Source organism: Paenibacillus sp. FSL L8-0502 (assembly GCF_038593055.1).
GTDB classification, from domain to species: Bacteria; Bacillota; Bacilli; order Paenibacillales; family Paenibacillaceae; genus Paenibacillus; species Paenibacillus polymyxa_D.
Window position 1 is genome coordinate 1,101,066 of the sequence record NZ_CP151958.1, and the last position, 12,581, is coordinate 1,113,646.

At 46.2% G+C, this 12,581-nt stretch carries 12 protein-coding genes; 8 read left to right on the plus strand and 4 right to left on the minus strand.

Features of this window, described 5'->3' with window-relative positions; all coding sequences use genetic code 11:
• The first annotated feature begins 29 nt into the window (after positions 1-29).
• The 8 genes from NSQ57_RS04900 (at position 30) to NSQ57_RS04935 (ending at position 7,955) form a co-directional block, all read left to right on the plus strand.
• The gene (locus tag NSQ57_RS04900) at positions 30-1,376 is read left to right on the plus strand and encodes a phosphoribosyltransferase family protein (protein ID WP_069012943.1); all 1,347 of its coding nucleotides are present in this window, start codon (positions 30-32) and stop codon (positions 1,374-1,376) included.
• Positions 1,373-2,524 (plus strand): cysteine protease StiP family protein, encoded by a 1,152-nt coding sequence (locus NSQ57_RS04905; protein WP_322252499.1) that lies wholly within the window; start codon positions 1,373-1,375, stop codon positions 2,522-2,524. Before NSQ57_RS04900 ends, NSQ57_RS04905 begins: the two co-directional genes overlap by 4 nt.
• Positions 2,521-3,357 carry an HAD family hydrolase gene (locus NSQ57_RS04910; protein WP_342425703.1) on the plus strand — a complete coding sequence of 279 codons (837 nt, stop codon included), beginning with the start codon at positions 2,521-2,523 and terminating at the stop codon, positions 3,355-3,357. The genes NSQ57_RS04905 and NSQ57_RS04910 overlap by 4 nt, the downstream gene beginning before the upstream one ends.
• A 17-nt stretch (positions 3,358-3,374) precedes the next feature.
• Positions 3,375-4,406 carry an ATP-grasp domain-containing protein gene (locus NSQ57_RS04915; protein WP_342425704.1) on the plus strand — a complete coding sequence of 344 codons (1,032 nt, stop codon included), beginning with the start codon at positions 3,375-3,377 and terminating at the stop codon, positions 4,404-4,406.
• A gap of 58 nt (positions 4,407-4,464) precedes the next feature.
• A complete protein-coding gene (locus tag NSQ57_RS04920) occupies positions 4,465-5,145 on the plus strand; it encodes a hypothetical protein (RefSeq protein WP_039272509.1) in 681 nt (226 codons plus the stop codon).
• Positions 5,146-5,241: 96 nt separating this feature from the next.
• On the plus strand, positions 5,242-6,342 hold the full coding sequence (locus NSQ57_RS04925) for a toxic anion resistance protein (RefSeq protein WP_039272510.1): 1,101 nt from the start codon (positions 5,242-5,244) through the stop codon (positions 6,340-6,342).
• A 337-nt stretch (positions 6,343-6,679) separates the two neighbouring features.
• The gene (locus NSQ57_RS04930) at positions 6,680-7,225 is read left to right on the plus strand and encodes a hypothetical protein (protein WP_029517557.1); all 546 of its coding nucleotides are present in this window, start codon (positions 6,680-6,682) and stop codon (positions 7,223-7,225) included.
• A 52-nt stretch (positions 7,226-7,277) separates the two neighbouring features.
• Positions 7,278-7,955 (plus strand): VWA domain-containing protein, encoded by a 678-nt coding sequence (locus NSQ57_RS04935; RefSeq protein WP_029517556.1) that lies wholly within the window; start codon positions 7,278-7,280, stop codon positions 7,953-7,955.
• A gap of 303 nt (positions 7,956-8,258) precedes the next feature.
• On the opposite strand, the gene NSQ57_RS04940 is transcribed toward NSQ57_RS04935, so the two are convergent.
• The 4 genes from NSQ57_RS04940 to NSQ57_RS04955 form a co-directional block, all read right to left on the minus strand.
• The gene (locus NSQ57_RS04940; RefSeq protein WP_342425705.1) at positions 8,259-8,639 is read right to left on the minus strand and encodes a DUF3899 domain-containing protein; all 381 of its coding nucleotides are present in this window, start codon (positions 8,637-8,639) and stop codon (positions 8,259-8,261) included.
• Complete coding sequence (locus NSQ57_RS04945; protein ID WP_342425706.1) at positions 8,639-10,282, minus strand: peptide ABC transporter substrate-binding protein; 1,644 nt, start codon at positions 10,280-10,282, stop codon at positions 8,639-8,641. Before NSQ57_RS04945 ends, NSQ57_RS04940 begins: the two co-directional genes overlap by 1 nt.
• Before the next feature lie 196 nt (positions 10,283-10,478).
• Positions 10,479-11,429 (minus strand): ABC transporter permease, encoded by a 951-nt coding sequence (locus NSQ57_RS04950; protein WP_165150033.1) that lies wholly within the window; start codon positions 11,427-11,429, stop codon positions 10,479-10,481.
• 1 nt (position 11,430) lies between these two features.
• Positions 11,431-12,357 (minus strand): ABC transporter permease, encoded by a 927-nt coding sequence (locus NSQ57_RS04955; RefSeq protein ID WP_039272522.1) that lies wholly within the window; start codon positions 12,355-12,357, stop codon positions 11,431-11,433.
• Between the last annotated feature and the right edge of the window lie 224 nt (positions 12,358-12,581).

Sequence of the window (12,581 nt, forward strand, 5' to 3'; positions counted from 1 at the left end):
TCCGTCTTCCTGTGGACAAGCTGTTTGCGATGGCGGCACGGGTCAATAAAAAGCGTTCATTTTTATTTGTCAGCAAGGTGCTGGGCAAGCATATTCCGGTAAACCCATACACCTCTCTGCTCAGTGGTGCGGCGCTGGCGATCCTGCTATATAAGGAGCTTGTCCCACAAGCGGGACAACAGATGGATGAACTGATTGGAGAGGCCGTGAGAGGACTACTTAACCCGGACTATGCGAAAGAGGCCTACCGAAAGCTGATGGATGAGCGTTTAGCTTTTGCTTTTACGGAGCCGATCAAGTTTGTTGGTTTTGCCGAGACGGCTACAGCACTGGGACACAGTATGTATCGGTTGTTTGACGACGGGGCCTCGTATATTCATACGACGCGCGAGGATATCCCGGGCCTTCGGCCTATTATTCGGTTTGAAGAAGAGCATTCGCACGCTGTTGATCATCGTTGCTATGCACTGGATGAAGGTGCTTTTGCGGGTGATGGCCCGATTGTGCTGGTAGATGATGAAATTACGACGGGGAAAACAACGCTTAATATCATACGGGATATTCAGGAGCATTTTCCGCGTAAACAGTATGTGATTGCTTCGTTATTGGATTGGCGGACAGACAGCGACGAGCAGGCTTTCGCTGATCTGGAGGTAGAGCTAGGCATTACGATTACGCCTTTAAGCTTGCTCAAAGGAAAGATTGAGGTACAGGGAGTACCAATACTGGATCACGCAGAATATGCTGGACAGGCTGGGAACCCAGAACATGCAGCCACTAGCATGGCAGAGGTTAATAAAGATGCTTCTGGAATAATTGACCACCGTTTTGAACAGGAGGCTTCCGGTTTTGAGCGGGTAGTACACAGCTCCATGTCAACGGACGGGTACACCAATACAGCTCCTTATCTAAAATATACAGGCCGTTTTGGTCTACAATCCATTGACAATTCAGCGTTGGATGCAGAAATCACGCGTACAGCCGAACGACTGAAGCAACTTCGTTCTGGGCAACGCACGCTGGTTATGGGCACGGGAGAATTCATGTACATTCCAATGCGGATTGCAGCAGAGTTAGGCCCGGATGTGTATTTTCAATCGACGACACGCAGCCCGGTATATCCCCACCGAGAAGAAGGGTATGGAGTCGCTTGTGGTGTGACATATCCATCGCCTGAGGACAGTACGATACGCAATTTTATTTATAATGTAGACCCTGGTCAGTATGACGAAATATTCGTTTTGATGGAAAGGGAGTCGGACCTAGAGCGGATGAACCCCATGCTGGAGGCTTTGAACCGTCTGGGCTGCGATAAAGTGCATGTCGTTTATTTTAACGGTTTAACTAGACAGGAGAGTAAAGGAGCGCGGATATGAAGCAAGCACTCATGGAGCAAATACAACAGAAGAACATTCATCCGCCCAAACCTCTAGGCAGTTATCCTGCCTCGGATGTCACATTTTTATTGAAGGATTTGAGTAGGGTTACGTTGGAAAAAGGGACGGAGGATCGTGAAGAGGCGATTCAGTCGGGCGTCCATTATTCAGAAATGCTGCCAGTGGAATACGAGCCCACCGCAGAGTATATTGCATTGTTTCACGAAACGCTTGCCCAATCTGCCCAAAAGGTTGCATTAGCGGCAGCTTCTGTGGCTGAGATGATTGTGAGAAAAAGAGGCTTAAATACGGCGATTGTTTCTCTGGCTAGAGCAGGGACGCCCATTGGTATCCTGATCAAGCGTTATATTGACTGGAAGTATAGCGTATCCTTGCCGCATTACAGCATTTCTATTATTCGTGGCAAAGGCATTGACCGGAATGCGATATTATACATTTTACAGCAGCATGGGCTGGGGATTGAACTTCAGTTTGTCGATGGCTGGACGGGGAAAGGGGCAATTCGCCAGGTATTGATTGAGGCCTGTCGTGAGATGAATGCGGATTACGGGTTGCGCCTAAATGATGATCTGGCGGTGCTGGCCGATCCGGGCAGATGTTCAGAAACCTTTGGTACACGAGAAGATTATTTGATTCCAAGTGCTTGTCTGAATTCGACTGTATCAGGTTTGATGAGTCGGACGGTATTACGCGACGATCTCATAGGCCCTGACGATTTCCATGGGGCCAAATTTTATGAATCCTGGCGGTCAGTGGATCAGTCCAATGCGTTTGTGGATACGGTATCCGGGTATTTTCAAGACGTGGCTGAAGCGGCCGTTGCATATGCTGAACAAATGACATTGAATCCGCCTGCGGTGACATGGCAGGGCTTACGGGATATTGAGGCGATTCAGCAGGCATTTGGTATTCGGGATATCAATCTGGTCAAGCCCGGAGTGGGGGAGACGACTCGTGTACTGCTGCGCAGAGTGCCGTGGAAAATTCTGATTGATCGCGAAGATAATCCGAATCTCCAGCATATTATGCTGCTGGCAAAGGATCGTGGAGTGCCTGTAGAGGTATTTGAAGGATTGACTTATTCCTGCTGCGGAATTATCAAGCCGCTCAAGGGGGGACAAGAATGATCTACGCAAGTGATCTGGATCAGACACTGATTTACTCCAAACGTTCGCTTGGCGTACCGCTGGAGTCCCCTGGTCTGTTGCCTGCGGAACAGATAAACGGGGCGACATCGGCTTTTATTTCTGAACAAGCCCTGCAATGGCTAAAGACACTGCCTGAAGATGTGATGTTTATGCCCGTGACGACTCGGACGATAGAACAGTATAGACGCATCACTGTGTTTCAGACAGAGTTGGTTCCCGCATATGCCGTGACGAGTAATGGCGGAAACATCATCGTCGGAGGCGAGGTAGATCGAGAGTGGAATCGACGTATTCACGAACAGGTACGCCGTGATGGTGCACACGCGGAAGAAGCACGTCAGGTGTTCGGACAGGTGCTGCATGAAGATTGGGTGGTAAACGAACGCTTTTGTGACGAGCTATTTTATGCCTTCGTGATTGAACGGGATCGTATGCCGCTGGAACAGGTGCTGGAGAAGGCACGAATCATGCGTGAAATGGGCTGGGAGGTATCCATTCAAGGTCGTAAGATATATCTGGTGCCTGCGGCCGTGAATAAACAGGCAGCCGTGGAGCATATCCGTAATCTCACGAATGGAGGGGCTGTGGTTGCGTCCGGTGACTCTTTGCTGGACCGTTGTCTGCTGGACTATGCCGATTATGCGATTGCTCCGCGTCATGGTGAATTGTATCGGGAACAGCTGCGAGATAAGCTGGAGGTCAATTACCGTTTTACAGAAGTGTCGGGGGTTTATGCAGCGGACGAAATCATGGCGTATGTTCATGAAATACAGCGGAGTGTGTTCGCAGCTCAAACTTCATTTTCAGAATAGATAGGGGACGTGGCTCTGTGAAGAAGGTTAAAGTGTATTTTAACCGCTGGTTTTCAGTGGCGTATCATTATATGAATGCTATTCGTAACAATGAGGACGGTATTCCGTTCGAGATCTATGCGACGCACTCTGATCCGCAGCATATGGCGTTACAGGCCAGTGATGTAGCTGAAGTAGAGCCTCGCACCAGTGGTGTGGAGTACGCACGGTTTTGCGCTGATTTTTGCAGACGGCACGGAATTGATGTCTTTATCCCACGGTGGAATATGCTCGATATTAGCAAGCATCTTTATTTGTTCGATGATATTGGGACAAAAGTGATGGTATGCCAAGATACCGAATTGCTGGAGCAACTGATGGAAAAGGATCTGTTTTATGAATCCATTCGTCAAAAGGACATTGTCACGATTCCCGATTATGCCATTGCCAGCAATGCCGAGCAGTTTAAACAGGCTTATGAGTCGTTAATAGCACTTGGGCATAAGGTATGCTTCAAGCCATGTAATGCAGAAGGCGGAATAGGCTTTCGTATCATCGACAATGAACGTAATCCGCTGGAGGAACTGTTCGGCCATGCGCTGAATCATATTTCATTCGAGGAAGCACACCGCGTATTGTCATCCACAGAATCATTTCCCAATCTGATGGTGATGGAGTTGCTGGAGGGATACGAATACAGTATTGACTGCCTGGCTGACCGGAACGGAAAGATGCTAGCAGCAGTTCCGCGTAGGAAGGCAGGAGGACGATTACGGCTGCTGGAGCAGCATCCCGAGCTGTTGGAGGTGGCACAGAAGGTCGCTGAGGCGTATCATATTCCGTACAATTATAACATTCAGGTAAAATATAACGGCGAGCATGCCAAGCTGCTAGAGATCAATCCGCGGATGTCCGGAGGACTTCATGTATCATGTTTGTCAGGTATCAACTTTCCTTATCTAGCGGTGAAATCGGCTTTGGGTCATGAGATCGGTTCACTTCATCCGCAATACGATATTTTAGCCAGTCATATCGAGCAGCCAATCACCATACGTAAATCCGTACATTGACACACACAAATATTGTTTTCTACAATATGGTAAGGGTTTACGTCAGGAGGTACAAGCTATGACGTCAAAAATGTGGGGTGCCACGATTGCTGTGGTTAGCTACCTGATTGCGCTTTTACTAAGTTTTTGGTTGCCACTGTTTGTGTGTTTGGCGATTCCGATCCTTGGTTTGGGAGGATACAGCGCCATCATGGCTGTTCGCCATCCTCGCCCCAATCTGACCGGTTCCGTGATTCCGGTGGTGCAGGAGCAGGTCGGTGAGACACAGCAGCATGAAAAGGAAGCTGCCGTTCGACCGCAGTCTATGACAGGACAAGTACGTCAACCAGATCAGGTGAGCAGTGAATTTGCTCAGGTGATGGAGTATTTGGAGGTACTGGAGGATATGGTGATCTCCGAGGGACAGAAGGATGCGCTTGATAACGAGATTGTCGAGAAGGCGCTGGCTCTATTTGCACGTTTGCAGCGGGTCATTCCGCTTTTGCATGAACTGAACAACAGCGAAGTGAATCATACGGTTCGGAGATTGATTTTGAAGGATTTGAATGGGCTAATTAATCCGTTTCTTCGGCTCAGCGGCGATGCGAAGCGTACCAACCGGAGGACGTTGTTAAACGGATTACGGGATGTGGATAGTAAAATATCAGTAATTGTATCCACGGTGGAGCATAAGGATCTGATGGAATTACAGAGCAAAGCGGAGCTTATTCACCAGCGTTATAGCAGTTCCGAATTGTAGGCGATTTGTAAGAAAATAAAAAAGTAGCAAATTAGCTGCTCTGAAAAACAACGATTATACTTGGGAACAGTTGTTTTTTAGAATAGGAGGTAGCGTATGGCGACCCCATGGGCTGAGTTGAAAAAAGAAGATGAACAGAAGGTGACTGAGGAGGCTTCACAGCTGATTCAGAAGGTATCACAAAGCGATGTCATGAGCTTGGATACCTTAATGGATGATATCGGTAAGTTGGGGGTTAAAACGCAGGAACGTGCGGGGCAGACCCTTAAAATGCTGGATCGTCCGGTAAACGACCTCATGTCCGGTGATCGGGCTGAGGTATCCAATATGATCTTAAAGCTGCGTGATGAATGTGAAACGCTCCAGCAGAGCAAAAATGTGAGTTTTTTTGGCAAGCTTCTGCGTAAAAGCCCGTTAAAAAACTACATTTACAAGTATCAGTCGGTGAAGACGAACATCGAGAAAATCATTACTGCCTTGAGAGATGGTAAGGATAATCTGGAAGAAAACATCGTCAGCATGAGACAGTTGAAGAAAGCCTCCATTGAAGAAATCTACAATTTACAGACGAAGATCGCCTTTGGTAATCGCCTGAAAGAACTGTTTGAGACCGAGATTGCCAAGCCGGAAAATGAAAACCGCAAGCCTCATCTGGAGCGGGGATTGCGCAAGGTGGTTACTCGTACGCAGTCTATGACCGAAATGATTTTGTTATACAATCAGGCGATTGCGGCAACGGATATTATTAATGATAACAATGATAAACTGATTGATTCTGTAAATAATGCGATTGATAAAACATCGAATCTGATCACTGTATCGGCTATGATCGCGATGGCGCTGGCGGATCAGGACAAAATCATTTCAGCCGTCGATGCGACCAACCGTACCATTGAAGATCAATTCAAGGAAAATGCGAAGCTTCTCAAAACGACGACCGAGAGAACGACAGATCTGCTTAGCAAGCCTTCTATGTCACTGGAGGCTGTGAATCAGGCGATTGGTGATTTGGTATCTGCTTTGGATCTGTCTGAAAAATCAAACCGTCGGATTATTGAAAGCTGCCATGATTATACAAGTAAAATGACAGCAATCAATGCCAACCTTAGCCAACGTTTGGGGATCGAAGGGAAAGAACCTTCCAAACCGCTGAAGGATAGTAATTCTTCTGAGGGTCTTAGCTCGTTTTTGAACTGATGACAATGTAGAATAATAGACCAATCTATGAAAAAGACGCCGGGATGACTCCGAAGGGCGTCTTTTTTTGGTTTGCCAGCAGCTAATAAAGGACATGATGAACATACATAGCATTCTCGTGCATAAACTCTTAAAAAGCGAATGACAAAAGGAGAGAGCGAGCGTATGATGTCTTTTATTTTGGGCTGTGTCATTGTCTATTTACTTGTGGCTGCCAGTAGCGAAAAAGCAGATTCAATTGTGGAGTTAAATGATTCTGTGAAATAAAATTTTTTATTGAAAATCATGCATTTTCTGATAGGATAGAGTTAAATATTGGAATCCAAAAGGAGAATGCATGCTGGAATTTTCATTTGAAATCATAGACGAATCGAAAATTAACATTGTATATCAGTATGGAAGCAGCAGCTTCAATTTTAATTTATTTTTTAACTACGGTGTGTGGACGCTGCATCCTTTTGACGGGATTCTACTGCAGAACAAGGAAATGTGCCGTCTGATCGTTACGGATCTGTTTAAGAACAAAGATTTTCATGTCATGCTGGCACGCGAAAATATTTTATTATCAACCCTGCGTACCTCTATTGATCTCAATCCCGAAACTCGGGGAGATCGATATCAGGAACAGGAATTTGATGAACTGTCTGATTTTGCCGAGACACACAGCTTTGAAGAGGTACTGCAAATCGAGCAGGATTCCGTCCGCGAACGTATGGATTTCTTCCAAAACATCATTCAAAAGATGTATATGGAGGGATTCGGCCCGGAAGACAATGATTTTAACAAGGTACAAGCTATTCTTCGAATCTATAAGGCTGCACATGACCAACTCGGAGAATTAAGCGACTTTCCCCTGAGAGGCGACGAACGACGCAGATGGTAGAGTAGACGTACTAGACGTACAAACGCAAACATCATAGAGGAGCGTGGGGAACATGAGCAGTATTTCTTTACTTAAAAAGAATGCGCAACTGGTACTGACTAAAAAGAATCTAACGAATGTGACTGCGAGAGTTGGATTGGTGCTCGATATTTCAGGATCTATGAGAAGTTTGTACAAAAATGGTACCGTTCAAAAGGTGTTGGAACGAATTGTTGCAGTAGCGAGTGCTTTGGATGATGATGGTGTACTGGACGTATGGGTGTATGATCACCGTTTTTCACGGTTGCCTTCCGTTACCGAAAATGATGTTGACAACTATGTTGAAAGACATATTCTGTCCAATGATTATTTGCCCAAGTTCGGTCGTAATGATGAGCCGCCTGTGATGCGCGATGTCATCGCCAAATACACCAAGGAAGAACCCTCTTCTGATCCGGCCTTTGTTATTTTTATTAATGATGGCGGTGTGAAGCGTGGAAAAGGAGACAACATCGACAACGCGGTCATTGATTCGTCAGGAGAGCCGATTTTCTGGCAATTTATAGGTGTGGGTGAGTCCGATTTTGGTGTATTAAAGAAGCTCGACAACATACAAGGCCGTGTGGTAGATAACGCTAATTTTTTTCAAATACAAGATATCGAATCTATGGAAGATAATGAATTGTACGAACTATTGCTTAACGAGTTCCCGTCATGGCTGCAAGAAGCGAAGGAAAAGCATATTTATTAAGGATACTAAGTGTTGTAATATGCGATCCTACAAAGCTTCATATAAAAAATACAAAAAGAGAGAGTTCCGCTAGCAATGCGAAACTCTCTCTTTCTTTACACACCTCTAAAACGTATAGAAGCTCTACGGCGGTTGCCAGCGGAGCGGGCAGAATTGTTCTGAAGAAGCGAAGCGTTCGCCTTTATCCCCGGATTTTACCCTTACAGGTTCTATTCAATAGAAATCCGGGGATAACAGCGATCGGAAGAACAATCTGCACGCGCAACGCCCACCAACCGACCAAAGGCTTCTAATCGTTTTAACCTAACTCATCCCCATTAATATCATCGAGCAAAGGATAAGCCCTGCTCCGCACCCCGAAGTATATACCTTGAGGTGGCGGAACATGGATGTTTTCCAGGCTGACAAAGATTCATCGGAACGCAAACGCTCATTTTCCTCTCGTAATGTCTTGGATTGACGAATGAATAACTGTCCGATGTCGGCAAATCCCCGCAGGAAGAGGGTTAGAAAACCGCTTTGCAGAACGTGGAAGATTGCACCGATCACCAAGCCCAGCAACCCCAACAGGAATAACAGATTTGCAGTAGCCATGTGTTCACGACCATTCAAGAGATGGGGGGTGGCGTACAGAAACCCTAAGGTACTGACAATCAGGGCGATGATCCCAAAACGTAAAATCATTATTTTTCGACCCGTTTCGCAAAGCGCAGGTCTGGGTTCGAACGAGCATCAAATACGATACCTTGAATCTTAGGGCTGATTAATGCAGTGTCCGCAGAGAACTGGATCGGAATAATCGGCAGATCTTCCATCAATACGTCTTCTGCCTGATGGAGCTGTTCAAAGCGTTTTGCCGGATCAAGCTCAAAGGTTGAGGATTCAATCAGTTTGTCATACTCCGGGTTGCTCCAGTTGGTAAAGTTGTTCGAGTTTTTGGAAGTATAATGCCCCAATACGCCGAGCGGATCCAGGAAGTTTCCTTCCCAGCCCATACGGGCGATCTGGAAGTTCTTCTGTTTAAAGGTATCAATGTACGTTTTCCATTCCTGATTCTCCAGCGTCACTTCAACACCCAGGTTTGTTTTCAGCATTTCCTGAATCGCTTCAGCTACTTTTTTATGCTTGTCCGAAGTGTTGTATTTGAAGGTGACTGGTGGCAGCTTGGTCAAACCTTCTTCTTTCAGACCTTCGGCCAGCAATTGTTTCGCTTTTGCAGCGTCAAACTCATAGTATTTTTTCGGTGCTTCATCACGGAAGTCCTTGCCGGATGGCGTTGTTGTTCCGTATGGAACATAACCGTAAGCCGGAGTTTCGCCACCTTTGGTTACGCTGGTAGCCAGTGCTTCGCGGTTAATCGCGTAGGCAATGGCCTGTCTGATTTTTTTATTGTCAAACGGCTTTTGTTTTACGTTAAAAGAATAGGTGTACACACTAAAAGACGGATGCGACAGGAATTCCTTGTTGCTCTTTTCCTGATCCAGTGTATCCACGGGAAGGCTCAAAATCAGATCCAGATCGCCCGTTTTGTACATTTGATAATACGTTGTGGAGTCTTGCACCATTTTAAAATTAATCGTTGCCATTGTAATGGCATCTTTGTTCCAGAATTGATCGTTTTTCGTCAGCGTAATTTGTTCGTTATGTTTCCATTCCTTGGCTACATACGCACCGTTGCCGACAATTGTGCCCGCTTCTGCTGCCCATTTGTCATTTTTCTCAACAACCGATTGGTTTACTGGCAGATAAGCATGACCCACGGCGATCGTTGGGAAGAAGCTCAGCGGTGATTCCAGCTCAACTACAAGAGTTTTATCATCTTTGGCTGTAACACCCACGTTTTCAATTTTACCTTTGCCTGTGTTGTACGCTTCGGCACCTTTGATGTAGTAGAGGGCAGAAGGATCGTAGGCAGCTGTTTTTGGATTTAGTACCCGTTTCCAGGAGTATTCAAAATCCTTAGCTGTCAGTGGGTCACCATTCGACCATTTTGCACCGTCACGAATAGTAAAAGTGTAGGTTTTGCCGTCAGGAGATACGTCTACTTTGCTAGCAGCACCTTCTACGATTTTACCAGCCTTATCGTATGTATACAGCCCTTCATACAAGTTATCAATCACAAAGTAGGAAGTTGTATCTGATGCGAAAGCAGGGTCTAGCGTATAAGGCTCTCCACCTGCCAGATTGGCAGTAATTTCTTGCGGGACATCTGCTTGAGGAGCAGCGGACGGGTCGTTGCTTGCTGTTTTGTCCGTATTACCAGAGCATCCTGCCAAAGCCGTTACGGCCAAAAGTAAGATGATCGTCATCCAATGCATTTTTTTCATCGTGGTTTTCCTCCATTACTGTAATTAGTTATGCGAAAAATAAGGTACACCTTACCGGGAGTTACTCATCCTCCTTTCCTGCAGGTATGCCGCGTGTGCGCACTTCGATAAAGGAACTGCCGTTCTTCCTGCGGTTAGGCGAGAAGCTGCGGATCATGGTGACACCCCTCCTTGTCCAATTGGGATCTCTCTGTTGTTAATGTTGTGAACGCGGGTCAAGTGCATCCTGAAGCCCATCTCCAAGCGTATTGAACGCTAGCATGGTGAGCGATATCATCAGCCCGGGGAAAAATAGGCGCCACCATTGACCGCTTAAAATAACGCCAAGTGAATCGTTAGCCATCGTCCCCCAGCTGGCCGAAGGAGACTGAATCCCCAAACCGAGAAAGCTCAGGAACGATTCGGCAAAAATAGCCGACGGAATAGTGAACGTCAAATTCACGATAATGATTGCCGCTGCATTTGGTAGCAAATGTCTGAAGATAATACGCGAATGAGATGTCCCCAAGCTACGGGCTGCTAACACATATTCTTGCTGCTTCAGCTGTAAGATTTGCCCACGCACGACACGGGCCATACCGACCCAGCCAGTAATAGATAATGCAATAATCATCGTGAGCAGACCGGGCTTCATAATGACGAGCAGCAGAATGATGACTAGCAGATAAGGAATACTATACAAAATTTCAATAATACGCATGAGAATGCTGTCGATCCGGTCGCCCGTTTTACCCTGCCCAGCACAATAGCCAGCAACACAGCCGACGAGAATGCCAAGCACCAAATCAATGGCGGCAGCGGCAAAGCCGATCATGAGTGAAATTCTAGCCCCGGCCCATGTCCGTGCCCATACGTCCCTCCCCAGATCATCCGTGCCAAACCAATGCTCTTTGGAAGGAGAGAGATTCGTCTTCAAAAGAGATTGATCACTAGGTGCATAAGAAACCATGGAAGGTCCAACAATCGCCAGCGCAATAATAATGATTAGTAGGGAAAGCCCCAAAAGAGCAAGCTTGTTGTTGAAAAGTCTGCGTAGCCGATCCCGCCAGAGTGATTCTTTGGGTCTGGTCAACGTGGCGGTGGGGATCTGGCTGCGGTCTACAAGACTGAACAGACTGTCCTTTTCGACAGTAGGTGCTGCTTTCATGTTAATCTCCTTTACTGACTAATTTGATTCGTGGATCGACAAGGCGATAGGAAATATCAATTAAAAATAAAGTAACGACTAGAATGGCACTGTAGAAAATGGTCGTCCCCATAATCACTGGATAATCCCGGTTAAAGATACTATCTACGAAGTATTTACCGATGCCGGGAATGGCGAATATTTTTTCAACGACAAAGGTACCTGTAATGACGGAAGCGAATAGCGGTCCGATAAAAGAAAGCACCGGAACCAACGCGTTGCGTAATCCGTGACGCAGAACTACTGCCCAAGAAGACAACCCTTTCGCTTTGGCAGTGCGTATGTACTCCTCATGCATGACTTCCAGCATACTCGTCCGCATAAAGCGTGCGATAACAGCAAGAGGTGAAACAGCGAGAGCCAGCGATGGGAGCACCGTATGCTGCCAGGTTCCCCATGAGGCGACCGGAAGAAGGTGCCATTGAACGGCAACATACTTGATTAGCAACGGTGCCAATATGAAGCTGGGTACGGAAATACCAACAATGGCGATAAACATCGAGATATAATCCAGTGGTCGATTATGGTGTAGAGCAGCCAGTGTTCCAAGCGAAATTCCGGCAATAATCGCGACCACGATGGATTGAATACCGAGCAATGCAGAAGGTGGAAAACCTCGGGCGATGAGCATATTGACGTCCGTCGTTTTCGATTGAATAGACGGGCCCATATCCAGCACTAGCAGATTTTTGAGATACAGCACATACTGCACAGCGAGCGGCTTGTCCAGATTGTACCTGGCACGCATGTTTTGCAATACCGCTTCCGGAATGGTTTTGGAATCGTTCGAGAATGGGTCACCCGGAATGATGTGCATGATGATAAACGTTAAAGTGACGATAATCCACAGTGTAATGAACATCGTAAAAAGACGCTTTAAAATGTACATGGGGCTTAATTTCTCCTGTCTATCAAGCTGATTTACATACTATTGCTGCTGAAAATTTAATATAAGTAAAAGTATATAAGAATACTAGGAAATAATAAGACGGTTTAGGTGACATGTCAAGGTAAGGTTTTACATTATAGAACACAGGTCAAATTTTCGTCACAGGTTTTCCATTTATATAAGGCTAAGATTCCGCTCATTCCTCTCGACGAGTATCCTGCGGT